Raw genomic sequence first — 25,782 nt, forward strand, 5'->3', positions numbered from 1 at the left:
CCACGTTGTCCGCTCCGGACCTGTTCGCTTCTTCTGCTTCTTCCGCTTCTCCGGCGTCGCTGTCCCGCCTCGGCTGGGACGACTCCCTCGCCGCCGACCTCCCCGACGGCCTGCTGCCCGCCCGGGTGGCCCGCGTCGACCGCGGCGCCGCCGAGGTGCTGACCGCCGAGGACCATCTCCAGGCGCACTACGGCGCCTCCGTACGGCGGGCCGCCGCCGCAGATCCCGTCGCGCTGCCCTGCGTCGGCGACTGGGCGGGGCTGCGCCGGCTGCCCGAGGGCCGCTTCGAACTCGCGGCGCTGCTGCCCCGCCGTACCGCCTTCGTCCGCGGCGGTGTCGGCAGGACGTCGCGGGGCGGCCTGTCCGGCGACTCCCAGGGGCAGGTGCTCGCCGCCAACGTCGACGTCGTGTTCGTCGCCGAGCCCGCCCTGCACGCCACCGACACCGCCGACCTGGGCAGGATCGAGCGCCTGCTGGCGCTGGCCTGGGAGAGCGGGGGGCGGCCGGTGGTGCTCGTCACCAAGTCCGACCTCATCGGGGACGCCCTGCCCCACCTGCTGGAGGAGGTCGCCGCGGCGGCCCCGGGAGTGGACGTGCACGCGGTCTGCTCCGTCACCGGGGAGGGGGTGGACATCGTGCGCGGCCACCTGGACGGCAGGCGCACCGCCGTCGTGCTCGGCGCCTCAGGCGCGGGTAAGTCGACGCTGGTCAACGCGCTGGCGGGGGAGGAGCTCATGGAGACCCAGCGGGTCCGGGCGGGTGACGGCCGCGGCCGTCACACCACGGTCCACCGCGAGCTCCTCCGGCTCCCCGACGGCGGGCTGATCATCGACACCCCGGGGATCAGGCGCATCGGCCTGTACGACATGGCCGAGGGGGTGGACATGGCCTTCTCCGACATCGAGGACCTCGCCGCGCGGTGCCGGTTCGCCGACTGCGCGCACCGGGCCGAGCCGGGCTGCGCCGTGATCGCCGCCATCGAGGACGGCACGCTGTCCGAGCGGCGGCTGGAGAGCTGGCACAAGCTGCGGCGTGAGGCCGTCTGGATGGCGTCGCGGAGTGATCCGAAGCTGCGCAAGGAACTGCAGAACAGGTGGAAGGCCATCCACAAGGAGATGCGCAGGCCCGGCCGGAACCGGCCCTAGGTTCTACTCCGCGGGTCCTCGCCGTGGCGAGGACCGGTCCGGGCGGCCTGACCCGGGGTGAGACGCCGGAGCCCCCGTCCGGCGGATGGCCGGGCGGGGGCTCCGGGAAGCGGGGAGGTCCGGCGGTGCGACCGCCGGGCCGGAGGCCGCGGGAGGCGTGCGAGGCGAATCCGGCGGGATCGCCGGAGAAGGAGCCGCGGGAGGCGGGCACCGGGGAGGGACTTACCTGCCGGGTGCCCCGCCCGAGGACGGAACACCCTGATCGTGCGGCGACGTGTGATCCCGCGCCGGAACGGCGGGACCACACGCGGGGGAAGCCGGGTGGAGGTGTTGCTCAGGCGACGGCGCTGATGCCGGCGCTCGCGGCGCGGCGCATGCGACGGCGACGCTCGGAGGCGCGCTCGTCCTCGTTCAGGCCGCCCCAGGTGCCGTACTTCTCCGGACGCGACAGCGCGTAGTCGAGGCACTCGGCGCGGACGGGGCACTGGGCGCAGATGGCCTTGGCCTTCCGCTCGCGGATGTCGCGCTCAGGCTGGCGCTCGCCGTCGGGACCGAAGAAGAGCACGAGGTCCTCACCCCGGCACGCGGCGTCATCCTGCCAGCCCCAGCTGGGCCGAGGACGGGCGGTCTGCCGACGTACCTGAGACATGAGAAAACCACCTTTTACGTGAGAGGTAATTCGGGTTGATGCCGCATTGGACGTTTGTGGCGTCCCTGAGTCCAACGCCGGTATTGCCCGTGATGTTCCCTCAGGTCAGGCGAGAGCGGGGGTGGCGTACCGCACAGGCGTGAGCCTGTCCAGCGTGACCAGCCGATAGGTGGTGACCGTCTCGGCGCAAGCCGTACCACATGGCGTTGTGAGCGTCATGGGCTCGACCACCACCCGGAAACGAGCGTCGCCACCGCGCACGAAGGCTTCGGTGGTGACGCCGTCCGACCTGGAGGACTCCACGGCCACTCCGCCGACCGAGAGCTCACCCGTGTGGGCACGGACGAAATGCTCAGCGGCCTGCGACGGCTCGGGGATGCCCGCGCGTCCCCGGAAACGGTCGAGGATGACCTCGCCGGACCGGTACGCATCGACTGCCGCGATCGCAGCAGCCTGAGACATGCTGCCGTAGTAAAGCCCGTGTGGCAAGCACACGAGGTTGGCGGCATAGCGATCGCCGCCAACATGTGATGTTTCCCATATTCTGTCCGGCAAAACCTCTGCCAAGGACCGAGCCAGGGGAAGTCCAATGCGGGCGCAGCACGCGTTGCGCTTGGCATGCGTGCACACCAGAAAAACCGGCTCACTCACAAGTATGCAGGACTCCGGGACCACTCCTGCCACCAGCGCGTCCATGTCAAGATCGGTTGGACCTGCGATGACGCCCTCGGCGATCCACGGCTCGGGGGCCGTGGCGTCGGCGACCATGACGTGGATGCCGCCGGGCACGGGCTTCCGGTGCCCCGGGCGGCGGATGAGCTGGGGCCGGACACCGAGGCTCTGGGCCCGTCTGATAAGCGCGTGAATCTCCTCGCGCAGCCGGCAGTCCTCCAGGTGCGAGGCCCACGGGCCGGAGTGCTCGATGAGCAGCCAGAAGCGGGCCCCCACCGTGGCGCTGGCGAGAACCGGCAGGTCACCGGTGTGACAGCCCGCAGGATGCGAGCAACTTCCGGCCCATGCCCGTCTGTCCGTCCCCGAACCGCACCCCGAGCTCACGCACCCCTCCTTCGACTTAGGTGAGACTAACCTAATTGATCGGCGGGTGTGGCGTGAGATGTGAATGTGCTCTGTTCCGCCGCGCGGCGACCGGCCGGAGCCGGAGGAGGCGAGCGGAGGTCCGGTGTCAAGGCCCCGGGGCTGAGAGATCCCTGTGAGAAATCTCCCGCCGCAAGCACGGTCAGGAGAGCCTGTCAAGGGATGGAGGGGAATCCGTATGCCGTCTGAGGGCCGGGACTTCGCCGGTTCCGTGCCCCGGAGCGGCCGCCGGGTGCCCGCCGGCCTTCCCTGCCTTCCCTGCCTTCCGGGTCCGGAGGGCAGGGAAGGGGGTCAGCCGGTCCCGTGCTCCAGGGCGGCCAGGGCGGCGGGCATGGCCGCCGCCCGGTCCTCGGGGACGAGGCCGATCCGGGTGCGGCGGTCGAGGAGGTCCCCGGCGTCCAGCGCCCCCTCGTGCCGGACCGCCCAGACCAGCTCGGCGCCGGTGACGCCGGTCGGCAGCGGCTCCGCCAGCGCCGGGTCGCCGGCCGCCAGGGACCGCACCGCCGCGGCCTCGGCGCCGTACCGCGCCTCCAGCCGTCCCCGCACCGCCGTGCCCGGCGGGAGGTACCCGACGAGGGGCAGCCGCGCCGTACGGCTCGCCCCGGCGGTCAGGCCCCGCAGTCGCACCGCGAGGTCGACCGCGTCCTCGGCCATCCGCCGGTAGGTGGTCAGCTTGCCGCCCACGACCGTGACCGCCCCGCCGGGGGAGACCAGCAGCGCGTGCCGCCGCGACAGGTCGGCGGTGCGCCCGCCTTTCCCACCCCGCCCGCCGCTCCCGTCCGTCCGGCCGTCCCGGCCCCGTTCGCCCGTATCGAGGAGCGGGCGCAGCCCGGCGAAGGCCCCGGCGACGTCCTCGCGCCGGATCCCCGCCGCCAGCACCGAGTTGAGCACGCCGAGCAGGAACGTGACGTCCTCCTCCGGCGCCTCCGGCACGTCGGGGACCGGCCCGTCCACCGGCTCGTCGGTGAGGCCGACGTAGACGCGGCCGTCGTCCTGCGGCAGGACCAGCGCGAACCGGTTGCCCTCCCCGGGGATCGGCACGTGCAGCCCGGCCCGCAGGCCGGGGAGGGACTCCGGGCGCAGCACGAGGTGGGTGCCGCGCGAGGGCCGCAGCCGGATGTCCGGATCGAGCCCGGCGGCCCAGACCCCGGTGGCGTTGATCACCGACCGGGCGCGGATCGTGAAGACGTCGCCGGTCGGCTCGTCGCGGACCTCGGCGCCGTCCCCGGACAGCGCGAGTGCCCGGCAGCGGGTCAGGATCAGGGCCCCGTGCGCGGCGGCCGTCCTGGCCAGCGCCACCACCAGGCGCGCGTCGTCGCTCAGCCGTCCGTCCCAGGACAGCAGCGCGCCGCGCAGGCCGTCCGGCGCCAGGGGGGCGGCCAGTTCCAGCGCCCGCCGGGCGGAGATCCGCGCGGGGCCCGGCAGCAGGGCGCGGGGCGTGCCGGCCGCCGCCCGCAGCCCGTCACCGAGCCGGTAGCCGGCCATCACCGTCGCCGCCTGGACACGGGAGACCCGCGGGGTCAGCGGCAGCAGGTACGGCGCGGCCCGCACCAGGTGCGGGGCGGTGCGGGCGAGCAGCGCGCCGCGTTCCACCGCGCTCTCCCGGGCCACCCCGACCTGCCCCCTGGCGAGGTAGCGCAGCCCGCCGTGGATCATCTTCGAACTCCACCGGGAGGTGCCGAACGCCAGGTCGCAGGCGTCGATCGCGGCCACCGACAGGCCGCGGGAGGCGGCGTCGAGCGCCGCCCCGGCGCCGGTGGCGCCCAGGCCGACCACCAGCACGTCGACCACGAGGCCGCGCGCCTCGGCCAGCTCGCGCGCCCGGCGGGCGGCGTTGAGGGAGGAGCCCCGCAAGGAGGGGCCGGGGAGGGCGGGGAAGCTCACGGGCGCAGGTACCTCTCCAGGATGGCGGCGAGTTCGTCGTCCAGTTCGCCGGGGGAGGCCGGGGCGAGCACGGCCGGGCCCGACAGCAGGAACGACTGGGCGGTCAGCAGCACGGTCCGGGCCAGCCGCGCCGGGTCGCCGGGCCGTACGGCGCCCAGCTCCTGCCCGCGCGCGACGGACTCCGCCACGAGCGCCAGCATGGCGTCCTGGCTGGCCCCCCGGCGGTGCAGCAGGTACGGCAGGAGCAGCTCGGGGTCCACCTCGACGATCTTGCGCCAGAGCGGGTGTCCGCGCAGGGCCCGCACCGCCCCGACCGACGCGGCGACCGGGTCGTCCCCGGCGAACCGGCCGGCGACGAGCGTCCACTCGCGGGTCATCAGGTCGGCGACCAGGGCGCGGACGTCGGGCCAGCGGCGGTAGAGCGTCATCCGGGACACCCCGGCCCGCCGCGCCACGTCGGTGAGCGTGGTGCGCCGCACGCCCACCGCGAGCACCATCTCGCGGGCGGCGTCGAGGACCGGATCGAGCACGGGATCGGGGGCCGGGCCGCGCGCCGTCTCACGCGCCGGCCCGGCGGCGGGGCCGTGGGCGGGTGGCAGGGCGGGTGCGGATTCGGGTTCGCCGGCGCCGGGCGCGGAGGCGTCGCCGGGAGCCGGATCGCGGGCGGGTTCGCCGGGGTCCATGACCGTATTGTGACGAATGGACGTCATCTGTCACAGTGTAGACGTGGAAACTCCGACGACCGCCGCCGAACCGATGCTCTGGTCCGGCTGGGGCGACCCCGCACGGGCCGCCGAGCTGTCCGAACCGGTCCGCCGCCTGCTGGGCGACCTGCTGGGCGTCCGCGCGCCGGACACCCCCGCCGCGACCCTCGGTGAGGTGCGGCTGCCCGGCCCGGCGCTCCCCGCGCCGGTCACGGCCGAGCTGGAGGAGGCCGTCGGCGCCGGGCACGTCCGCCGCGACCACGAGACCCGCGTCCGGCACACCCGGGGCAAGTCCACCCCCGACCTGCTGCGCCTCCGCGCCGGGGACGGCTCGGACGCCCCCGACGCCGTCGTGCTGCCCGGCTCCCACGACGAGGTGCTGGCGGTGCTGCGGATCTGCGCCGCGCACCGGGTGGCCGTCGTGCCGTTCGGCGGCGGCACCTCGGTCGTTGGCGGCCTGGCGGCCGACCGGCGCGGCTTCGCCGGGGTCGTCGCGCTGGACGTGACACGGCTGAACCGGCTGGTGTCGGTGGACGCCGAGTCCATGGTCGCCGAGCTGGAGCCGGGGCTGCGCGCGCCGCAGGCCGAGGAGCTGCTGGCCGGGCACGGGTTCACGCTGGGGCACTTCCCCCAGTCGTTCGAGTACGCGACGCTGGGCGGCTTCGCCGCGGCCCGCTCCAGCGGGCAGGCGTCGGCCGGCTACGGCCGGTTCGACGACATGGTCGTCGGCATGACCGTGGCCACCCCGCGCGGCACCCTGGAGCTGGGCCGCGCGCCCAAGTCGGCCGCCGGGCCCGACCTGCGCCAGGTGATCCTGGGCTCCGAGGGGGCGTTCGGGGTGATCACCTCGCTGCGACTGCGGGTGCGCCGGATCCCCGCCGAGCGCCTCTACGAGGGCTGGCGGTTCCCGTCGTTCGCGCAGGGGACGGCCGCGCTGCGGCGTCTCGCCCAGGACGGCCCCGTGCCCACCGTGCTGCGCCTGTCCGACGAGACCGAGACGATGGTCGGCCTGGCCAGACCGGACGAGCTGGGCGACGTCGCCCCGGACGCCGGCTGCCTGGTCGTCGCGGGCTACGAGGGCGAACCGGGGGAGGCGCGCGCGCGGCGGGACGGCGCGGCGGCGGTGCTGGCCGGGCTCGGCGGCGTCTGCCTGGGCACGGCCCCGGGCGAGTCGTGGGCCCGGGGCCGCTACTCCGCGCCCTACCTGCGCGACTCCCTGCTCGCGGCCGGGGCCACCGTGGAGACGCTGGAGACGGCCGGTTTCTGGTCCGCCCTGCCCGGCCTCTACGACGCCGTACGGGGCTCGCTCCAGGGCTCCCTGGGCTCGCCGCTGGTGATGTGCCACGTCTCCCACGTGTACGGCACGGGCGCCTCGCTGTACTTCACGGTCGTCACGGCCCAGTCGGCCGACCCGCTGGGACAGTGGGAGGCGGCCAAGAAGGCGGCGAACGAGGCGATCGTCGCGGCCGGGGGCACGATCTCCCACCACCACGGCGTCGGCCGCGACCACCGGGACGCCCACGCCGCCGAGATCGGCGAACTGGGCGTGGAGATCCTCCGCGCGATCAAGGATCGGCTGGACCCGGAGGGCGTCCTCAACCCCGGCGCGCTGGTCGCCCCGGCGCGGGGCTGAGCGCATGGTCGGGCCCCCGGGCCGGGCGTCGGGCTGGACGTCTGGTCGAGTCCCGGGCCGGGCGCCGGGTCGAGCGCTCGTTGAGCGCCGGGCCGGGCGCCTGGTTCGGTGCCGGGCCGGGTGCCGGTCGGGCGCGGGGTCCGGCGCCGGCCGGTTCGGACTTCCCCGTATTTTCCAGGGAAATGTCCCCCTCCGCCGAACGGGCCGATCTATGATCGTCTGCCGTGACGGCTTACGGTCCGCCTCCCGTGCTCGGTCTCGAACCCTCCGATCCGACCGTGCTCGGCCCCTACCGCGTCGCCGGGCGCCTGGGCCGAGGGGGCATGGGGACCGTCTACTTCGGGGAGAGCGCGTCCGGGCCGGTGGCGATCAAGGTGATCAACCCGGTCCTGGCCGCCGATCCGGAGTTCGTGGCGCGGTTCCGCAACGAGGTGGCCGCGGCCCGGAGGGTCAGCCGGTTCTGCACCGCGCCGGTCCTGGACGCGCGGCTGGACGGGGATCCGCTCTGGCTGGTGACCGAGTACGTCGCCGGACCCGACCTCGAACGCGTGCTGCGCCGGGAGGCGCTGCTGCGCGGATCCGACCTGGAGGCGCTGGCCGTCGGGGTGGCGACCGCCCTGACCGCGATCCACGGCGCGGGGGTCGTGCACCGCGACCTCAAGCCCGCCAACGTGCTGCTGTCCCCGCTGGGGCCCAGGGTGATCGACTTCGGTATCGCCCGCGCCCTGGACACGGGTGACGGGCACACCGCGACGAACCAGCTCATCGGCACCCCCGCCTACATGGCCCCGGAGCGGTTCGCCGGGCAGTCGGCGGGTCCGCCGGCGGACGTCTTCGCCTGGGGGTGCGTGGTGGCCGCCGCCGCGACGGGCCGCTCGCCCTTCGCCGCCGGGAGCGTCCACGAGATCCCCTACCGCGTCCTGAACCACACCCCGGACCTCGGCGGGATCGACGACGGGCTGCGCGGCCTGGTCGAGGCGGCGCTCGACAAGAACCCGGCCTCCCGGCCGACCGCCAAGGAACTGCTGTCGGAGCTGGTCGGGCAGAACGACGCGGAGGACACCGCCAAGGTGGCCGGCACCCTGCGGCTGAACCTCCCCGGCCTCCTCGCGCCGACCGTCCGGGGGAGCGAGCCCGGAGAGCCGGGGGAGCCGGGGGAGCGTGAGGAGCGCGGAACCGGCCGGGCTCCGGCACCGTGGCGGCGCCCGGCGGTCGTGGGCGGCGCGGCGGCCGGGGTACTCCTGCTGGCGGCGGCCGGGGTGCTCTGGGCCCGCACCCTCCCTCCGGCTCCGCCTGAGCCCACCGGTGTGCTGTACCGGGACGACTTCGGCAACGACAAATCGGGCTGGTTCAACGACGGAACCCGAACGGACACCTCCCGTGGTTACACCGGGGACGGCCGCTACACGATGGTCACCGACATCTCCAACGACTCCCACATGGTCGAGGCGCCCATCAACGCGGAGCCCGTCGAACACGCGTTGGTCACCGTCCGGGTCGACATCGAGAGTGGAAGGCCCAGCAAGGCGTGGACCGGGATCTACTGTGACTACAAGCCCGACGACGATCACGCTCACTACTACACCCTGGAGGTCCGTCCGGACGGGCGCGCGAGGATCCACAAGACCACCCAGGCGACCGGGTGGGACATGACGCCCGACGTCCTCGCGCCCGCCTTCTCCAAGAAGAAGGCGACGCTCCGGGCCGAGTGCTCCCGGAACGGGGACGAGGTGCGCCTGGCGCTCTGGATCGACGACCACCTCGTGGTCGAGGCCGTGGACGAGGACGCGGGCGGGGCCACGGGCAAACCCCGGTTCGGGCTCAGCGTGGCAAAGCTGCCCGGGGACGACCAGGAGACCCGGACCTACTTCGACGACTTCGAGATCGGCTCGCTGCCCTGAACCGGGTGCGCCGACCCGAGACCGGCGCGAACACCTGGTCGCGAGTGCGCGGCGGATCGGGACGAGGGTTTGGCGGTCCTGTTCGGGGTCCCGCCCAGCGAAACGGACATGTCCGAAAAATCTACTTTGTAAAGGCGAGGGCTCGTCACGCGGGATACAGCCGTGACGGCCGGTCGGAGAGCGGCCAGACGTACGGCAGGTCGTTCGAGTCGTCACCGAAGTCGTCGCCGAAGACCGGGCGGTAGAACTCCGGGGACTTGCGCAGCAGCGCCGACCGGTGGCTGAGGTGCAGCTCCGGGTCGCCCAGCCAGGGCGGCAGCTCGTCGGCGGCGGCGAGTTCCGCCTGGGGGCGGGGCGTTGCGACGCCGAGGAGGCCGGACATCTCCCGCGTCAGCGTGTCCGCGCAGGTGTCGGCCCGGCCTCCGGCGCGCCATCGCTCGCAGATCTCCAGCCCGTACCTGACGAGTGCCTCCTCGTACCCGGTCCACATCCGCGCCGCGGGGTGGTGGCGCCAGCCGTACCCCGGGACGGTCAGGGCGCGCAGCACCTGGATGGTCTCCACGCGCTGCTTGCCGAGCCGCCGGGGGTCGAGGACCCGGGCGGTGGCGGCGAAGTCGGGATAGGGAAGGAAGGTCTGCATCGAAGGTCTTCCGTACCCCGGTATCGCTGCACCTGTCCGAGATCAACGCCAAGATATGGTCATGGTTGATATCGGTCGGGCCGCGAGTCGCGGGCGTGACGGTTCCTCCCGGGTGTCGGAGGAGGGGGCGGGCTGGTCATGCGCCCGGACGGGTACGTTCCAGGACATGCTCCCCGGCCGAGCGAGCTTCTCCTGGCTGAACCCGCGCACGCTGTGGCGGTCGAGGAACGAGGTCCTGGCGATCCTGTTCGGGGATCCGTCCGGCGAGGTGCGCGCGCGCTGGGTGGCGGCCCAGCGGGAGCGGGGCGCGGACCCGGGGATGCGGATCCCGGTGGACGTCGGCCCGGAGTTCTCCTTCCTGGTCCTGGGGGACACGGGGGAGGGGGACGCCTCGCAGTACGCGGTCGTCCCGGGGATGCTGAAGATCGGGCGGGACACCGCCTTCGCCGTCATCGCCAGTGACGTGATCTATCCCGCCGGGTCGGGCAACGACTACGACGTCAAGTTCTTCCGCCCGTACCAGGACTATCCTGCTCCGATCTACGCGGTCCCCGGCAACCACGACTGGTACGACGGGCTCGGCGGTTTCATGCGCGTCTTCTGTGAGGCCCCGGCGCTGAAGGCCGAGCGGCGGGGTTTCCGGCTGTCGCCGCCGGGGTTGCGGGGTCTGCTGTGGCGTGAGCCGGACGTGATCGACGAGGCGGCGCTGGAGCGGGCGCGCGGGCGACGGTCCGAGCCCGGGCAGCGGGCCGTGCAGCCGGGGCCGTACTGGGTGCTGGAGACGCCCTCGCTGCTCGTCGTGGGGGTGGACACCGGGATCCGCGGCGCGCTGGACGCCGGGCAGACGCGGTGGCTGCGCGAGGTCTCGCGGGATCCGCGGCCCAAGATGCTGGTCACCGGCAAGCCCGTCTACGTCCGGAACGAGTACCTGCCGTCGGCGCTGGAGGGGGGCGGCACGATCGACGACATCGTCGCCGACCCCGCGCACGGCTACGTCGCCGTGATCGGCGGGGACGTGCACAACTACCAGCGGTTCCCGGTGAAGAGGGGCGGGCGGACGATCCAGTACATCGTGGCCGGGGGTTCCGGGGCGTTCATGCACGCCACCCACACGATCCCCAGGGTCACGGTCGGCGGTGTCAGCGAGGACGACTACCGCTGCTATCCGCTGCGCGGTGACTCGCTGTCGTTCTACAGCAGGCTCTACAGCGACCGGCTGCGGATGCGCCGGCTCTACCTCACGCCGGCCGAGAGCGCGGCGGTGATGTCGGAGCGGATCGGCGTCACCCCGGTCCGGGGGGCTGCCTCCGTGCCCGTCACGGCGCGGATGAGGTGGGCGGCGCGGATCCTCGGGGGTCTGCCGATGCCGTTCCGGCTGCCGGTGGGTCGGACGTTCCACCGTTATCTGTCGGAGTTGTCGGACTGGGACACGCCGCCGTTCTTCAAGAGCTTCCTGCACGTCTCGGTGACTCCGGAGGCGCTGACGATCCGGTGCTTCGCGGCGACGGGCTGTCTGGAGCAGGAACTCGAACCCCCGCTCGAGGACGAGGTGGTGATACCGCTCGTCTGAGCGGAAGTGTCGGGGCGGCGTGGCAGGCTGGCCTCATGTACGTGGCAGTGGCGGCCGGTCCGGGGGGCGGGGGCGTCCTGCTGCCCGCGGGGGGTGAGGCGCGGGCCGTCGCGGATCTGGCGGCGGCCGTGCGGGAGCTTGAGACGGGGTCCGGGGCGGGGCCCGGTACGAGCGCGCCGGGGCTCGGTGCGCGGGCCGTTCCGGGGTCCGGCGCGGGGGCCGTTCGAGGGTCCGGCGCCGGTCGGGAGGCGGCTGCGGGCACGGTGGCCGGGCCGGTGGGCGGGCGTCCGCGCTGGGTCTGGGCCGACACCCGCGCGGTCTATCCCGCCCTGCTCGGCGCCGGGGCACGGGTGGGCCGCTGTCATGACCTGGCGCTGACCGAGGGCCTGCTGCTGGGATACGAGGGGCGCTACGGCGAGCCGCGGTCGGCCGCGGCGGCGTACGCCCGGTTGCACGGTCTGCCGGTGCCCGGCGACGACCACCACGCGCCCGGTGGGGAGCGGGCGCGTCAGGCCGCTCTGTTCGAGGAGGAGCCGCCCCCGCCGGACGCCGGTCCGGTGGCGGAGGTCCTCGCCGACCAGCTCCGGCGGATCGAGGCCACCGCCGACCCGCACCGGTTCCGGTTGCTGGTGGCGGCCGAGTCGGCCGGGGCGCTGGTCGCCGAGGAGATGAGCCGCGAGGGCATGCCCTGGCGGCGTGACGTGCACGACGCGCTGCTGACCGAGCTGCTCGGCCCGCGCCCGGTGCACGGCATGCGCCCGGCGAAGCTGCAGGCGCTGGCGGATCGGGTGTCGGCGGCGTTCGGCACGCCGTTCAACCCGGACTCCCCGCAGCAGATCGTCCGGGCCTTCAAGGCGGCGGGGGTGCCGGTGGCGTCCACCCGGGCCCACGAGATCAGGAAGGTCGACCATCCGGGGGTCGAGCCCCTGCTGGCCTACAAGGAGCTGGCGCGGCTCCACAGCTTCCACGGCTGGGCGTGGGCCGACCAGTGGGTGCGCGGTGACCGTTTCCGGCCTGAGTACGTCGTCGGCGGGGTCGTGTCGGGCCGGTGGGCCACCAGTGGCGGCGGGGCGTTGCAGATCCCCAAGGTGATGCGCCGGGTGGTGGTGGCCGACGAGGGGTGGGTGCTGGTGGTGGCCGACGCGGCGCAGCTTGAGCCGCGGGTGCTGGCCGCGATGGCGGGGGACGGCGGGCTGGCGCGGGCGGCCGGGGAGGCCGACCTGTACCAGGCGCTGTCGGGGGCGTTCGGCGGTGACCGGGCCCACGCGAAGATCGCCCTGTTGTCGGCCATGTACGGCGGGACCAGCGGTGACGCCCCCAAACTGCTGGCCGTGATGCGGCAGCGCTTCCCCCAGGCGTACCGGTTCGTGGAGGAGGCGGCGCGCAGCGGCGAGGAGGGTCGGCTGGTGCGGTCGTGGCTCGGCCGTACCTGTCCGCCGCCGTCGGCGCGGTGGCGGGAGCTGGTCTCGGGTCCGGAGGGCAGGCGTGCGGCGCGTGACCGGGGGCGGTTCACCCGTAACTTCGTGGTCCAGGCGACGGCGGCGGAGTGGGCGCTGTCGCTGCTGGCGGTGCTGCGCGGGTTGCTGCCGGATCCGGCGCGGCTGGTGTTCTTCCAGCACGACGAGGTGATGGTGCACTGCCCGGCCGAGCTGGCCGATGAGGTGGTGGCGGCGGTGGGCCGGGCGGCCGGGGAGGCGTCGCGCCTGCTGTTCGGCGCGACGCCGGTGCGTTTCCCGATGCAGGCGGCCGCGGTGCGCTGCTACGCCGAGGCCAAATGACGAGGGGCGCGGCGCCGCGAGGGCCGGTGCGGCGGCTCAGGGGTCCGGGGGCGGTGCTCCGGCCGGCGGTCCGGGAGGTCTCACGGTGCTCCACGGGTCCGGCCGGCGGCGCGGCGCCGCGCGGATGCCGAGGGCCGGTGCCCGTACGGCGGGCCGGGAGGTCAGGCGGTGCGTGACGGGCGGCTGGTGAGGGCCAGCCAGGCGGCGGTGACGGTCACCATGACGGCCACGGCCGTGCCGAGGGTGCCGTAGGACAGGCCGCTCACGATCAGTCCGGCGATGATCGTGCCGCCCGCGCCGCAGACGTTCATCAGCAGGTCCGACAGGCCCTGTACGGCGGGGCGGCGTTCCAGCGGCACGGCCTCGGTGAGCATCGCCGAGCCCGCGATCAGGCCGCAGGACCAGCCGATGCCGAGCAGGCCGAGGCCGACGGTCACCTGGCCGATGTCGTGCGGCCCGGCTCCGCCCGAGAGGAGGGCGGCGGCCAGGAGGATGCCCATGCCGAGGACGAGTACGCGGGTCCGGCCGATCCGGTCGGCCAGCCAGCCGACGACCGGCGACAGGACGAACATCCCGGCGATGTGCACGCTGAGCACGAGGCCGATGGTGCGGTAGCCGGCGCCGTCGTGGTCGAGGTGGACCGGGGTCATGGACATGACCGACACCATCGCGGTGTGGGCGATCGCGATCGCCACCAGTGCCCGGGAGGCGGCGGGGCTCTCGCGCAGGGCCCGCCAGCCGGCGCGCAGGCCGCCCCGGCCCCGGGCGCCGGCCGGGGTGGTCCCGGGTGCGGCGGGGGAGGCCGAAGAGGCCGGAGCCGAGGAGCCCGGAGAGACCGGGGAGCCGGGAACAGGGCTGGGAGGGACCGGGGAGTCCGGAGAGACCGGGGAGCCGGGGGAGCCGGGGGAGATCGTGCGGGCCAGCAGCAGCGGGTCGGGCCGCAGCGCCACCAGTACGACGGCCAGGGCGATCGCGAACGCCAGCAGGGAGAGCGCGAAGGGGCCGGCGTCGGGGGCCAGGCCGATCCGGCGGCCGAGGCGTTCGGCGGGTTCGGCCAGGTTGGGGCCGGTGACCGATCCGATCGTGGCCGCCCAGACGACCCACGCCAGGTGCCGGGCGGAGTGGCCGGGGGCCGACAGGTCGGTCGCGGAGTAGCGGGAGGCGAGGTTGCCCGCGCTGCCGCCGCCGAACAGCGTCAGGCCGACGAGGAGGATGGGCCACACGCGGGTGGCGATGCCGAGCAGCGCGACCAGGCAGCCGAGCACGGCGCAGGCGTAGGCCAGGGTCAGCCCGGCCCGCCGCCCGCCGCGGCTCGCGGCGCCCGCGGTGGGCAGGGCCAGCAGCGCGGCGCCGAGCACGGTGGAGGTCCCGGCGAGGCCGCTGAGCGCCACGGAGCCGGACAGCTTGGCGACCAGCAGCGAGCTGAGGGCCGTGCCGACGGCGACCCCGATCCCGCCGGTGATCTGCGCGGCGGACAGCACCACGAGGGTCCGCCGCTGCACCGCCGCTAGGTCGGCAGGGCTTTCAAGGGGAACGGCGTCTTTTTCGGGGGTGGGGGAGGGGGTGCGTGTCACGCGTGAAGTCTGCCATCACTCATGACTCCATCTGAAGCGATATTCCGGTCTCCCGAGGCTCGCGGGCCCGGACGCCCGCCCGGGAACCGGGACGCGGGCGGCGGGGCGGCGGGCGTGCGGGACGCGGCCGGTGACGGCCGACGAGGCGGATGAACGGGCGGGACGACGGGGCGGGTGGCCGGGCGGTCAGGCGTTCGGGGTGAAGGTGTCGAGGAAGACCTGCCGGAACGCCGAGCTCTTCCCCCAGTCGAGGTCCTGCACGGCGAACGTGATCCGGTAGGCGGTCGCGTCGTCCACCGCGACGTATCGGGTGAGCCCGTGCATGGGGACGGCGCCGCCGGACACCGCGTAGGTGTACTCCAGGTCGGCGGCCTTCCAGTCGCGGTAGGGGGCCCGGGAGAGTCCGATCTCGGTGTACTCGTCCAGGCCGTTGCGGTCGGCGCGGCGCAGCGCGGTCATCGGGTCGAGCACCGGGACGGGGGTGACGGTGACGCTCCGCCCGCTGTCCCGGGGGCCGGTGAACACGGCGCCGCCGTCGTCACCCGGCTTGGCGGTCCAGCCCTTGGGCAGCGCCGCCGCGACGCCGGCCTCGCTGAGCCGCCGGTATCCGTCGGGGACCTCGGTCCGCGGCCGGTCCGGGGCCGCGGGGTCGGCGGTGTCACCGGGGTCGGCGGGCGTCGAGACGGCGGCGGAGGCGCCGGGGCCCGCGGTGGTGGCCGGAGACTCCGGGGCATCGGATGAGCGGGGCAGCAGCAGGACCAGCGCGACGATCACCAGAAGCAGCGCCACGGCCCCGCCCGCGGCCAGCGTGCGCGGTGTGAGGCGGCCGCCGGATCGGCCGTTCCGCCGTACGCCGAGGGGGTCGGGGTCCTCCGGCGCCGCGTGCCGCCGGCCGCGCGGGGACGCTCCGGCGGCCCCGCGGACCGCTGGAGCGTTCCCCCCGGACGGCCGCGGGGAGGCGCCGGCCGTACCGGCGGGGGCGTCGGGCGGGGGGTCGCCGAAGAAGGGGGAGGAGAAGTCGGCGGAGGAGCTGCGCAGCGCGTCGTAGCCGCGCATCCCGGCCGGAGGGCCTCCGGGGCCGTCGGACGGCGGGCCCGGGAAGGGGGCGGTCTCGGCGCCGGACGCGGCCTGCGGGTCGTAGGGCACCCGTACCGGGCCGGAGGGGGTCTCGATGATCCGCGACGGCATCGGCCCGGGTGAGGGGGTCCGCGAGGACGCGGGGCGGACCGCCGGGACGTCGGGGGGGAAGGACGGCTGGGAGCCGAAGGCGGTAAGCCGCTCAGAGGAGGTGGAGAAGGGGTCCTGCGCGGGGGGCGCCTGCCGGGAGGAGGCGGGGAAGGGGTCCTGGGAGGAGTGGGAGGGGAAGGACGCCTGCCCGGGAGCCGCGCGGAAGGGGTCCTGGGCGGAGGGCGAGGGGGAGGCGGGGAAGGGATCCTGCGGGGTGGGGGCGGGCAGCGGCGCCCGCGCGGCGCCGTGGCCGGACGGCTCGGCGTCGCGGCCCGGCAGACCGGGCAGACCGGGCAGACCGGACGAGCCGGGGGGATCGGACGGGGCGGGTGGGCCGGACGGGACGGGCAGCGCCCGCTCCAGCAGGCGGGCCGCTTCGGCGGCGGTCATCCGGCCGTCGGGATCCCTGCGCAGCAGCCCCTCCAGGACCGGGGTCAGCGAACCGGCCCGCACCGGCCGGGCGGGTTCGCCGGAGAGGATCTCGTTGAGCACCGTCATCGCGTCGGGCCCCTCGTACGGGGGGCGGCCCTCGACCGCGGTGTACAGCGTGGCGCCGAACGCCCACAGGTCGGCGGCGGGGGTGGCCGCCCGGCCGGTCAGGCGCTCCGGCGGGACGTAGGCGGGCGAGCCCACCAGCAGGCCGGCCAGCGGGGCGCCGCCGTCGTCCTCCAGCGCGGCGAGGCCGAAGTCGGTGAGCACCACCCGGTCGGCGGTCAGCAGCACGTTGCCGGGCTTGACGTCGCGGTGCAGGATCCCGGCGGCGTGGGCCTGGCGCAGCGCGTCGAGGACCCGGACGCCGATCTCGGCGGCCTGCGCCACCGGAAGCGGCCCGCCCTGCCGTACGGCCTGCTCCAGGGACCAGCCGCGGACCAGCTCCATCACGATCCAGGGGCGGCCGTCCTCCTCGGCGACGTCGTGGACGGCGGCGATGCCCGGGTGGTTGAGCCGGGCCGCCGAACGGGCCTCGCGGATCATGCGCCGGTGGGCGGCCCGCGCGCCCGCGGGATCGAGGCCCGGGGGCAGGATCAGCTCCTTGACCGCGACGTCGCGGTCGAGGAGCACGTCGTAGGCGTGCCACACCCGGCCCAGGCCGCCGCGGCCCACCGGTGACACCAGCCGGTAGCGCCTGCCGATCAGCCTGTCGGGTCCCGGGGCCGCGCCCGGCGGGACAGGGCCGCCGTCCGGTCCGGCAGGGGCGTCACCGGTCAAGCGATCGGTCATCGTATCCAGTCCCCCCGGAGGCAGCCTGATTTATGAGGCTGGACACAATATAAGTCTTACATTCAGTAATGGAAGTTGATGTTTGGGAAACCATTCGCAGGTGGCATCGCCCGGTGATCGTCCGCTGCGGCACGCCGCCTCCGGCACGGTCGGGCTGACGTCGTACGACGCGCCGCGGCCCGGGGCGGCCCGCGGGTCCGGCCGCCGCGTTCCCGGCCCCTGAGATCAGTCTCCCGCGCCGCCGCCTGGCCCGGCCGCCTCGGCGAGGGCTGTCAGGGCCGTTGTGAAGGCCGACGCGGGCGGGCTCACCAGGCCGGCGCCCACCTGTCCGGTGCCCGCGACCCGGCCCGCGATGCCGGTGTTGACCGCGGGCAGCAGCCCCGTCCGGGCGACCAGGGTGACGTCGACGCCCACCGGCGTGCCGCGGAAGCCGAGGACGGGGATCCGGTGGACGGGGTGCTCGGCGAGGGTGATCTCGTACATGGACCGGGTGGCCCGCATCGCGTCCGGCACGTCGCCGCCGACGAACCTGACGATCGCCGGGGCCGCGGCCATCGCGAAGCCGCCCAGGCCGGCCGTCTCGGTGATGGTGGAGTCGCCGATGTCGGGGTTGGCGTCGGCCGGGCCGTACGCGCCGAGGTACAGCCCGTCCGGCACGCCCGCCGGGCCGGTGAACCAGCGGTCGCCCAGCCCGGAGACCTGGATCCCGAAGTCGGTGCCGTTGCGGGCCATCGCCACGACCACGGTGGATCCGGGCACGTCCCGGGCGGCGTCGGCGCTCACCTTGCAGGCCGCCATGCCGGCGTTGAGGAAGAAGTGGTCGTTGCCGTGCACGAAGCGCAGCACCTCGGCCGCCCGGCCCGGCGCGGCGTCCACGATCGCCGCGGCCAGCTCGCGCACCAGCAGCGACGTGGCGGCGCGGTTGCGGTTGTGCAGCTCGTCGCCCATCTGCAGGGCCTGGGCGATCAGCGTCCCGAGGTCCAGCGGTCCGGTCAGCTCCAGCGCGGCCCGCAGCACCGGGCCCAGGACCTCACCCATCCAGGTGAGCCGCCGCAGCACCTCCGGGCCGTAGGCGCCGTAGCGCAGCACCTTGCCGAGCCCCTCGTTGAGCGAGCAGAAGGCGGTGCCGCCGTGCTCGGCGTCGCGCACCTCCAGCATCCACATCGACGGGCTGACCACCCCGGCCATCGGCCCCACCGCCCGATGCCGGTGGCAGGGCTCCAGCCGGACGCGCCCGGCGGCCAGCAGCCTCCCGGCCTCCTCGGGGTCGCCGGCCAGCCCCTCCAGCAGCGCCGCCCCGACGAGCGCGCCGCGCATCGGCCCGGAGGCCCGTTCCCAGGTGATCGGCGGCCCGGCGTGCAGGAAGACGCCCGGCGGCAGGTCCAGCGCCTCGCGTGCCGGCCGTACGGTGACCAGGTGGGGGCGGGCGGAGACCAGGCGGCCGACGGCCATCTCGTTGGCCCTCGTCCTGCGCGGGTCGGCCAGCACCCGGGCGAGGGCGTCGCCGGTGCCCGGCATCGGCGGGCGCCAGTCCACCCGGACCCTCGGCACGGCCTGCGCGTCCAGCGCCTCGCCGAGCGGCTCGGCTCCGACGGTGATCACGCGGAGCTCCCCGGAGAGCAGCGGCGTCGTCACGGGCGTCGTCGGTGTCGGTGGCGTCGTCATGGGCGTCCTCCGCGTGCGGAACGGCTCGCGAGCCGGTCACCGGGCCGGTGGGCTCCCACCGGGTGGTCGCCGGGCCCGCGGGTTCTCATCGGGCACCCGCCGTCAGGTCCGCGGCGTGCCGGGCCGCCTGCGCGTTGGAGGCGAACACCGCCGCCCCGGCCGCACGCAGCGCCTCGGCCTGCCGGGACAGCCCCTGCGGGTCGCCCTCGGCGCCGACCAGCGCCACCACCGTCGCCGTCCCCCGGGCGACGGCCGCGGCGACGGCGGGGGCGAGCCGCTCCGCCGGGTCGGGGTCGGCGCCGTGCCCGAGGACCACGTCCAGGAGCGCGACGTCGCCCGCCGGCACGCCGGCCAGGGCCTCCAGCCGCAGCGTGGGGTCGATCATCGGGTGGGCCCGGCCGCGGGTGTAGGCGTCGTCGCCGAAGTCGGTGAACCGCCCGGTCCCGGCCACCAGCCGGGCCTCGGCGCACAGGGTGCCCCCCGCGTACAGGCCGTGCAGCGTCGCGCCGTCCCGGCGGGCCGGTCCGCCGGGGCCGTTCAGGCCGCTCGTTCCACCCGTTCCGTCTGTTCCGGGCGAGACGGTCGTCCCGTCGCCCGGTTCCGGCGCCCCGCCGTTCCCGGTTCCCCCGCGGGCCGGTTCGAGGTCGGGCCGGGAGGACCAGGAGGGCCAGGCGGGGACCGCCGCCCCGAGTGCGCGCAGGGCGCTCTCGGCCGCCGCGGTCAGGTCGCCGCCGCCGGGGCCGAGCAGGGCGCTGACGACCGGCGTGGCGAGCCCGGCGACGGCGTCCCGCACCGTCCGGGCCGCCTCCGGGGCCGGCGGCTTGGAGACCAGGACGATCAGCTCGGTCGCCGGGTCGGCGTCGAGCTCGGCGAGGGCCCGGAGCGTGGACAGGCCGCCGACCTCCGCCGACAGGTCCCGGCCGCCCACGCCGAGCACGTGCCGCACGCCCACGCCCGCCAGGTCCAGAAGGCAGGCGATCTGCTGCGCGCCGGTGCCCGAGGCGGCGACCATCCCGACCGGGCCGGGCCGCAGCACGTTGGCGAAGCCCAGGCCGGTCCCGCCGATCACCGCGGTGCCGCAGTCGGGCCCCATGACCAGCACGTCCCGTTCGGCGGCCCGCCGTTTGAGCAGCACCTCCTGCTCGACGGGCACGTTGTCACTGAAGATCATCACCGGCAGGCCGGCCTCGATCGCGTCCATCGCCTCGGCGAAGGCGTACGGCCCCGGCACCGAGACCAGGGCCAGCGCCGAGCCGGGGCCGGCGGCGAGGGCGCGGGCGGCGGCGCCGACCGTGCGCGGAGCGTACACCGCCGCGCCGCCGAACCCGCCGGGATCGTCCGGGCCACCACCCCCGCCGCCCGCCGTACGGCTCGCGAGACCGGCCAGCAGCCGGTCCAGCTCGGCGGCGGCGGCATCCAGGGCGGCGTGGTCCTCACCCCGCAGCGCGACCAGCAGGTCGCCGGGACCGGCCTCGGGCAGGCCGAAACCCAGGTCGGCGGCGACGCCGCGGTTGAGGCCGGTGGCCATCGCCACCAGGGCGACCTCGACGCCGGGCAGCTCGGCGGCCGTCCGGCTGACCCGCATCAGGGTGACCGAGTCGTGGTAGGCGCCCGCGCGCACCCGGACCAGATCGGCGCTCATCGGACCCGCCCTCCGTCCCGGGCGAGATCTCCTGCAAGATCTCCTGCGAGGTTTCCGGAGAGCGCGACGACGGCGGCCAGGCCGATGCGCAGGCCCCAGGCGAGATCGGCCCCGGAGGTGTGGCCGAGCCCGAGCAGCCGCTCCAGCGCGGGCTCGGGGGACCTCCCGCCGGTCACGCCCCGCAGGACGGCCAGCACCTCCGCGCACGCCTGGCCCCTGGTGGCGCAGTGCAGCAGCGTGGCCGAGACCGCGGTGGTCCGGTCGCGCGCGTCGAAGGCGACCGCGGCGCCCAGCCAGTCGGCCAGCCAGACGGCGCGGGGCGTCCCGGACGCCGTTCCGAGGTGACGCAGCGTCACGAGCGTCCCGGCGAGCACGTCGTCGCCGCTCGGGGTCAGCCCGGGACCCAGCCCGACGAGCTGCTCGGCGGCCGTGACGCAGTCGAGCAGCGAGGCCCGCGCGCACCCGGCGGCCAGCAGCCCGGCGGCGGCGGAGCCCTCCAGCCCCGGCCGCCGCGGCGACCGGTCGCACACCCCGGCCAGCACCGGCAGCGCGGCGGCCAGCCTCGCCGGGCCGGCCCGTTCCGGCGGCGGCGCCGGATCCCACCAGCGCCGCACCCGCAGGCGCAGCCGTCCCAGCTCCACCGCGCCGTCGCCCACCCACGCCTCGTCGCCCACGGCGGCCTGCGGCAGCGCCCCGGCGGTCACCAGCGCGTTGGGCAGCCGGACCGCCGCGCCGGTCGTCACCGCCACCACATGCGGCTCCAGCTCCGCGCGGACCTCCAGATAGATCGCCGAGGGGAACACCGCCAGCACCCGCGCGGGCCGCCGGGGCGGATCCAGCACCGGCCGCAGTGCCACGCTCGCCGCGCCGGTCGCGTCCACTCGCACTGGGAACGGCCGCGGTCTCCTCGGGCGTGCCGTGACGCTCATGTCGCGTCCGCCCACGCCGGAGCCGGTCGCGGTCTCCTCGGGCGTGCCGTGACGATCATCCCGCCTCCCCGCCGGCCGTCCCCCTCGTCGAGCCGACCGTAGAACGGCAGGTGAGCCGGGCCGTACGGGTAAAGATGCCAATGCTCGGACGGAGAGTTGGCTCTTCCTGACAGAGGTCACATCGGTCAGAATCAGCGCATGGAACCTCCCGTGCGGCCGGCGAGCACCGGAACGATCATCCACGGTGTCGCGGTCGGCGAGGTGCTGGGCGTCTCCGCGCTGGCCGGGGCGCGGCTGATCGCCGGGGAGAGCGGGCTGGGCCGGATCGTGCAGCGGCTCAACGTGATGGAGGTACCCGACATCCTGGCCTGGGTGAAACCGCACGAGCTGCTGCTCACCACGGGCTACCCGCTGCGCAACACCCCCCAGTCGCTCGGGCGGCTGGTGGCCGACCTCGACGAGCGGGGCCTGGCGGCGCTCGCCGTCAAGCCGGGCCGCTACCTCGACCGGCTGCCCGCGGAGATGGTGGAGCAGGCCGACCGGCTGGGGTTCCCGCTGATCCGGCTCCCCGACGGCGTCGGGTTCGACGACATCCTCAACCAGGTCCTCACCGACATCCTCAACCGGCAGGCCGCGGTGCTGGCCCGCGCCGAGGAGGCCCACCGGGCGCTGGTGCAGGTCGTGCTGGCCGGCGGCGGCCTGCGGGAGGTGACGGCGGAGGTCGCCGGGCTGCTCGGGGTGGCCGTGGCCGTGCTCGACCGGGGCGACCGCACGCTCGCCGCCGCCGGGCCCGCCGAGTACCTGACCGCGCTGCGCAGCGCCCCGGAGGGCAGCCGCACCTCCGTCCCCGTCGTCGCGGGCGGCCACCATCACGGCCGCATCGTCGCCTGCGGGCCGGTCGGCTCGATCGCCGACAGCGACGTCGGAATCCTGGAACGTGCCGCCACGGTCGCCGCGCTGGTCGTGACCCGGCAGGAGGCGGTCAACGCGGTGGAGAGCAAGTACCGCGCCGACTTCCTGCGCGACGTGCTGACCGGCCGGGACGGCGACCCCGCCCGCGTCGCGGCGCGCGCCCGGACCTTCGGCTGGGAGCTGGAGCGCCCGGTGACCGTGCTGGTGGCCGAGCTCGACCCCGGCGGCGACGAGCGCGCCGTCCAGGACCGCCTGCCGGCCTGCTGGGCCGCGGCGGTGCGCCGCCACGACCCGCGCGGCGCGGTGGCGGGCTTCTCCCACGAGGTCGTCGCCGTCGTGGACGCCGCCGCCGACGTCGCGCGCCTGGCGAAGGACGCCGCCGCGGCCTTCGCCGAGTGTGCGCCCGCGACCTTCTCCACCGGCGCCAGCCGTACCGCGCCGGCCGTGGAGGGGCTGCCCGGCGCGTACGGCCAGGCGCTTAAGGCGGCCCGGGTGGGCCGGCAGCTCCACGGTTCCGGAGCGGTCGCCCATTTCGACCAGCTCGGCGTCTACCGCCTGCTGTCGCTGGTCGGCGACACCGACGAGCTGCACGCCTTCGTCCGTGAGACCCTCGGCCCGCTCGCCTCCGACGACGACGCCGAGAACGCCGACCTGCGACGGACCCTGCAGGTGCTGCTGGAGACCAACCTCAACGTCGCCGAGACGGCCCGCAGGCTGCACTTCCACTACAACACGCTGCGTTACCGCATCGGCAAGCTGGAACGCCTGCTGGGGGGCTTCACCGAGGACGCCCACCTGCGGCTGAACCTCACGCTGGCCCTGCACGTCCTGCGGATGCGCGGCATCTAGACTCTGGAGGGTGAACGAGACCTTCGAGCTGGAAACCGACTACATCCCGCTCTGCGACCTGCTGAAGTACTGCGCCGTCACCGACACCGGGGGCCAGGCCAAGCATTTCATCGCCGAGGGGAACGTCATGGTCGACGGTGAGGTCGAGACCCGCAAGACCCGTAAGATCCGCGAGGGTCAGGTCGTGGCCGGCGAGGGTTTCGAGATCCGGGTGATCGCCGCCCGGTGAGGTCGTCACGGCCCGCGAGACCCACCTGATCCGCCCGGCGGCCGGGGGTCCGCCTGCCGACTCGGATGATCGGTTTCGGCAGTTCGTGCCAGTGCGAGAAGTGACAGGACGGGCCTAAGGTGCCCGCAACGAACAGCTTGGGATTCGGGAGGGATGCCTACGGGGCGGCCACCGACCGACCGCCCGTTGAAAGGCAGGGCTTGATGGTTGCAGGTTGGACCAAGCACGGTGACGGCAAACACCTCGCGCCGGGCGAGGTGGTACGGCCGGACGAGCGGCTGTCGTGGCCGCGGATGATCGGGTTCGGGGCCCAGCACGTCATCGCGATGTTCGGCGCCACGTTCGTCTTCCCCCTCGTCATGGGGCTCGACCCCAACGTCGCCATCATGTTCTCGGGCGTGGCGACGATCATGTTCCTGCTCATCGTGCGCGGGAAGATCCCCAGCTACCTCGGCACCAGCGCCTCGTTCGTGGGCGGCGTGCTGGCCATCCGGGCGCTGTACGGCGGCGACACCCCGGCCGGGGACGCGGTGGTCACCGGGGCGATCCTGCTGGTCGGCCTGGTGCTGGCCCTGGTGGGCCTGGCCATCCACTTCGTGGGCGTGCAGATCATCAACCGGGTGTTCCCGCCGGTCGTCACCGGCGGCGTCGTCATGCTGATCGGGTTCGGCCTGGCCTACGTCGTCGCGGACGTCTACTGGCCCAGCGACCAGTGGCTCGCGCTGATCACCATGATCGTCACATTCGTGATCATCGTGGCGTTCCGCGGGTTCGTCGGGCGGATCGGCATCCTCCTCGGGCTGGTCATCGGCTTCGCGCTGTCCTGGGCGGCCGACCGCGTCTTCGGCGACATCACCGCCTTCAACGCCGGGACCGGGAAGATCGACACCCATCCCCGGGTGAACCTCGACGCGGTGGCGAGCGCCGACTGGATCGGCCTGCCGCACATGCACCTGCCCGACATCAAGGTCTCGGCCGCGCTGCTGGTGCTGCCCGCGGTGATCGCGCTGATCGCCGAGAACGTCGGCCACGTCAAGGCGGTCGGCGAGATGACCGGCACCGACGTCGACCCCTACCTGGGCCGGGCGATCGCCGCCGACGGCGTCACCACAGCGGTCGCCACCGCCTTCGGCGGCTCCCCGACCACCACCTACGCCGAGAACATCGGCGTCATGGCCGCCACCCGGGTCTACTCCACGGCCGCCTACTACATCGCGGCCGCCATCGCGATCCTCTTCGGCCTGTGCCCGAAGTTCGGCGCGCTGGTGGCGGCCACCCCCAACGGCGTGCTGGGCGGCATCACGGTGATCCTCTACGGCATGATCGGCCTGCTCGGCGCGAAGATCTGGATCGAGAACCGCGTCGACTTCTCCAACCCGGTCAACATGGTCCCGATCGGGGCGGGCATCATCCTGGCCATCGGCCCGGTCAAGCAGATGTTCGGCTCCGACTTCGCGCTGGAGGGCATCGCCTTCGGCACCATCGTCGTCGTGGGCGGTTACCACCTGCTGCGGGTCGTCTCCCGGCAGACCGGGGCCGTGGAGGTCCCCGCCGAGGAGGCCGGGCAGACCCGGGAGACGTCGGGATGACCGGCGGGCGCGGCGGGTCCCGGCCCGGACGGCCGGGCGCGGGCGGTTCCGGGCCGGGCGCGCGGGCGCGGGAGACCTCCGGATGAAGCCGCCTCCGTTTGAATACCACGCCCCCCGTTCCGTCGCCGAGGCGATGGAGGTCCTGGCCGCGGCCGGGCCGGAGGGCAAGGTGCTCGCCGGAGGCCAGAGCCTGATCCCCCTGCTGAACATGCGGCTGGCCGCCCCCGGCCACCTCGTCGACGTCAACCGGCTCACCGCGCTGGACACGGTCGAGGTCGAACCGGGGGGCGTACGGGTCGGCGCGCTGGCCCGGCACGCCCGCGTGGAGCGCTCGGCCGAGGCGGCCGCCGCCCAGCCGCTGCTGCGCCAGGCGCTGCGGCTGGTCGCCCACCCGGTGATCCGCAACCGGGGCACGGTCGTCGGCAGCCTGGTGCACGCCGACCCCGCCGCCGAGCTGCCCGCGGTGCTGGCGCTCCTCGGCGGCTCGGTACGGCTGGCCCGGCCCGGCGCGGTCCGCGACGTCCCGGCGGCCGGTTTCTTCACCGGCCCCCTGGAGTCGGCCGCCGAGCCGGGCGAGCTGGCCGTCTCGGCGTTCTTCCCCGCGTCCGGCCCGCGCTGCGGAACCGCCTTCCACGAGGTGGCCCGGCGGCACGGCGACTACGCCCTGGCCGGGGTCGCGGCCCTGGTCCGCCTGGACGACGGCCTGCGCGTCACCGCCGCCCGGGCGGCGTGCGTGAGCGCGGGCCCGGTCCCGGTCGTGGTGGACGTCACCGGCCACGCCCGCGCGGACGGGTGGGCGGCGGCGGCGCGGGCCGTGGCGGAGCGGGCCGAGCCGGAGGACGACATCCACGCGAGCGCCGGCTACCGGCGGCACCTGACCGGCGTCCTGGCCGAGCGGGCGCTGCGGGAGGCGGCGCTGTCCGCGGCGAGCGGTGAGGAGCGGTGA

19 protein-coding genes are annotated in these 25,782 nt (G+C 75.1%); 9 read left to right on the top strand and 10 right to left on the bottom strand.

Annotated elements, in window-relative coordinates:
* Positions 1 to 5 precede the first annotated feature (5 nt).
* On the top strand, positions 6 to 1,145 hold the full coding sequence (gene rsgA, locus ACZ6W9_RS30205) for a ribosome small subunit-dependent GTPase A (protein ID WP_389960560.1): 1,140 nt from the start codon (positions 6 to 8) through the stop codon (positions 1,143 to 1,145).
* A 334-nt stretch (positions 1,146 to 1,479) separates the two neighbouring features.
* On the opposite strand, the gene ACZ6W9_RS30210 is transcribed toward rsgA, so the two are convergent.
* From ACZ6W9_RS30210 to ACZ6W9_RS30225, 4 genes are all read right to left on the bottom strand, one after another.
* A complete protein-coding gene (locus ACZ6W9_RS30210; protein ID WP_012893126.1) occupies positions 1,480 to 1,794 on the bottom strand; it encodes a WhiB family transcriptional regulator in 315 nt (104 codons plus the stop codon).
* Between the two features lie 105 nt (positions 1,795 to 1,899).
* Positions 1,900 to 2,850, bottom strand: a complete 951-nt coding sequence (locus ACZ6W9_RS30215) for a sucrase ferredoxin (protein WP_389960562.1) — start codon at positions 2,848 to 2,850, stop codon at positions 1,900 to 1,902.
* Positions 2,851 to 3,180: 330 nt separating this feature from the next.
* Positions 3,181 to 4,773: a glycerol-3-phosphate dehydrogenase/oxidase gene (locus ACZ6W9_RS30220; protein ID WP_389960564.1), complete on the bottom strand. Its 1,593-nt coding sequence runs from the start codon at positions 4,771 to 4,773 to the stop codon at positions 3,181 to 3,183.
* Positions 4,770 to 5,483 (bottom strand): TetR/AcrR family transcriptional regulator, encoded by a 714-nt coding sequence (locus ACZ6W9_RS30225; RefSeq protein ID WP_470120764.1) that lies wholly within the window; start codon positions 5,481 to 5,483, stop codon positions 4,770 to 4,772. The genes ACZ6W9_RS30220 and ACZ6W9_RS30225 overlap by 4 nt, the downstream gene beginning before the upstream one ends.
* Positions 5,484 to 5,529: 46 nt before the next feature.
* Here ACZ6W9_RS30225 and ACZ6W9_RS30230 point away from each other — a divergent pair, with 46 nt between their 5' ends.
* The gene (locus tag ACZ6W9_RS30230; RefSeq protein ID WP_389961127.1) at positions 5,530 to 7,110 is read left to right on the top strand and encodes an FAD-binding oxidoreductase; all 1,581 of its coding nucleotides are present in this window, start codon (positions 5,530 to 5,532) and stop codon (positions 7,108 to 7,110) included.
* A gap of 224 nt (positions 7,111 to 7,334) precedes the next feature.
* Complete coding sequence (locus ACZ6W9_RS30235) at positions 7,335 to 9,011, top strand: serine/threonine-protein kinase (RefSeq protein WP_389960568.1); 1,677 nt, start codon at positions 7,335 to 7,337, stop codon at positions 9,009 to 9,011.
* A 145-nt stretch (positions 9,012 to 9,156) separates the two neighbouring features.
* On the opposite strand, the gene ACZ6W9_RS30240 is transcribed toward ACZ6W9_RS30235, so the two are convergent.
* A complete protein-coding gene (locus ACZ6W9_RS30240) occupies positions 9,157 to 9,651 on the bottom strand; it encodes an MSMEG_6728 family protein (protein WP_470120766.1) in 495 nt (164 codons plus the stop codon).
* Between the two features lie 166 nt (positions 9,652 to 9,817).
* On the opposite strand from ACZ6W9_RS30240, the gene ACZ6W9_RS30245 reads away from it, so the two are divergent.
* The gene (locus ACZ6W9_RS30245) at positions 9,818 to 11,221 is read left to right on the top strand and encodes a metallophosphoesterase family protein (protein WP_470120768.1); all 1,404 of its coding nucleotides are present in this window, start codon (positions 9,818 to 9,820) and stop codon (positions 11,219 to 11,221) included.
* A 35-nt stretch (positions 11,222 to 11,256) separates the two neighbouring features.
* The gene (locus tag ACZ6W9_RS30250; protein ID WP_470120770.1) at positions 11,257 to 12,999 is read left to right on the top strand and encodes a bifunctional 3'-5' exonuclease/DNA polymerase; all 1,743 of its coding nucleotides are present in this window, start codon (positions 11,257 to 11,259) and stop codon (positions 12,997 to 12,999) included.
* A gap of 161 nt (positions 13,000 to 13,160) precedes the next feature.
* Here the strand turns inward: ACZ6W9_RS30250 and ACZ6W9_RS30255 are convergent, their stop codons facing one another.
* The 5 genes from ACZ6W9_RS30255 to ACZ6W9_RS30275 all read right to left on the bottom strand — a co-directional run bounded on the left by ACZ6W9_RS30255 (position 13,161) and on the right by ACZ6W9_RS30275 (position 21,209).
* Positions 13,161 to 14,501: an MFS transporter gene (locus ACZ6W9_RS30255; RefSeq protein WP_389960576.1), complete on the bottom strand. Its 1,341-nt coding sequence runs from the start codon at positions 14,499 to 14,501 to the stop codon at positions 13,161 to 13,163.
* 258 nt (positions 14,502 to 14,759) lie between these two features.
* Entirely contained in the window at positions 14,760 to 17,021 is a 2,262-nt protein-coding gene (locus tag ACZ6W9_RS30260) for a serine/threonine-protein kinase (RefSeq protein WP_389960578.1), read from the bottom strand.
* Positions 17,022 to 17,246: 225 nt separating this feature from the next.
* Positions 17,247 to 18,686 carry a YlbE family protein gene (locus ACZ6W9_RS30265; protein ID WP_389960580.1) on the bottom strand — a complete coding sequence of 480 codons (1,440 nt, stop codon included), beginning with the start codon at positions 18,684 to 18,686 and terminating at the stop codon, positions 17,247 to 17,249.
* An 85-nt stretch (positions 18,687 to 18,771) separates the two neighbouring features.
* Positions 18,772 to 20,328: an FdrA family protein gene (locus tag ACZ6W9_RS30270; protein WP_470120773.1), complete on the bottom strand. Its 1,557-nt coding sequence runs from the start codon at positions 20,326 to 20,328 to the stop codon at positions 18,772 to 18,774.
* Positions 20,325 to 21,209, bottom strand: coding sequence for an oxamate carbamoyltransferase subunit AllH family protein (locus tag ACZ6W9_RS30275; RefSeq protein WP_470120775.1), 885 nt, complete (start codon positions 21,207 to 21,209; stop codon positions 20,325 to 20,327). The genes ACZ6W9_RS30270 and ACZ6W9_RS30275 overlap by 4 nt, the downstream gene beginning before the upstream one ends.
* 246 nt (positions 21,210 to 21,455) lie before the next feature.
* Between ACZ6W9_RS30275 and ACZ6W9_RS30280 the strand changes: the two genes are divergently transcribed.
* The 4 genes from ACZ6W9_RS30280 (at position 21,456) to ACZ6W9_RS30295 (ending at position 25,782) form a co-directional block, all read left to right on the top strand.
* The gene (locus ACZ6W9_RS30280; RefSeq protein WP_362929708.1) at positions 21,456 to 23,018 is read left to right on the top strand and encodes a PucR family transcriptional regulator; all 1,563 of its coding nucleotides are present in this window, start codon (positions 21,456 to 21,458) and stop codon (positions 23,016 to 23,018) included.
* A gap of 10 nt (positions 23,019 to 23,028) precedes the next feature.
* Entirely contained in the window at positions 23,029 to 23,247 is a 219-nt protein-coding gene (locus ACZ6W9_RS30285; protein ID WP_362929706.1) for an RNA-binding S4 domain-containing protein, read from the top strand.
* Between the two features lie 203 nt (positions 23,248 to 23,450).
* Positions 23,451 to 24,836, top strand: a complete 1,386-nt coding sequence (locus ACZ6W9_RS30290; protein ID WP_389960586.1) for a uracil-xanthine permease family protein — start codon at positions 23,451 to 23,453, stop codon at positions 24,834 to 24,836.
* Positions 24,837 to 24,918: 82 nt separating this feature from the next.
* Positions 24,919 to 25,782, top strand: coding sequence for an FAD binding domain-containing protein (locus ACZ6W9_RS30295; protein WP_389960589.1), 864 nt, complete (start codon positions 24,919 to 24,921; stop codon positions 25,780 to 25,782).

The organism is Streptosporangium sp. NPDC053982 (assembly GCF_055585205.1).

Bases quoted from the DNA above. Each gene is read 5' to 3' on its own strand.
- ACZ6W9_RS30210 (WP_012893126.1), bottom strand. From the start codon at position 1,794: ATGTCTCAGGTACGTCGGCAGACCGCCCGTCCTCGGCCCAGCTGGGGC.
- ACZ6W9_RS30225 (WP_470120764.1), bottom strand. From the start codon at position 5,483: ATGACGTCCATTCGTCACAATACGGTCATGGACCCCGGCGAACCCGCC.
- ACZ6W9_RS30230 (WP_389961127.1), top strand. From the start codon at position 5,530: ATGCTCTGGTCCGGCTGGGGCGACCCCGCACGGGCCGCCGAGCTGTCC.
- ACZ6W9_RS30240 (WP_470120766.1), bottom strand. From the start codon at position 9,651: ATGCAGACCTTCCTTCCCTATCCCGACTTCGCCGCCACCGCCCGGGTC.
- ACZ6W9_RS30245 (WP_470120768.1), top strand. From the start codon at position 9,818: ATGCTCCCCGGCCGAGCGAGCTTCTCCTGGCTGAACCCGCGCACGCTG.
- ACZ6W9_RS30250 (WP_470120770.1), top strand. From the start codon at position 11,257: ATGTACGTGGCAGTGGCGGCCGGTCCGGGGGGCGGGGGCGTCCTGCTG.
- ACZ6W9_RS30260 (WP_389960578.1), bottom strand. From the start codon at position 17,021: ATGACCGATCGCTTGACCGGTGACGCCCCTGCCGGACCGGACGGCGGC.
- ACZ6W9_RS30265 (WP_389960580.1), bottom strand. From the start codon at position 18,686: ATGACGACGCCACCGACACCGACGACGCCCGTGACGACGCCGCTGCTC.
- ACZ6W9_RS30270 (WP_470120773.1), bottom strand. From the start codon at position 20,328: ATGAGCGCCGATCTGGTCCGGGTGCGCGCGGGCGCCTACCACGACTCG.
- ACZ6W9_RS30280 (WP_362929708.1), top strand. From the start codon at position 21,456: ATGGAACCTCCCGTGCGGCCGGCGAGCACCGGAACGATCATCCACGGT.
- ACZ6W9_RS30290 (WP_389960586.1), top strand. From the start codon at position 23,451: ATGGTTGCAGGTTGGACCAAGCACGGTGACGGCAAACACCTCGCGCCG.
- ACZ6W9_RS30295 (WP_389960589.1), top strand. From the start codon at position 24,919: ATGAAGCCGCCTCCGTTTGAATACCACGCCCCCCGTTCCGTCGCCGAG.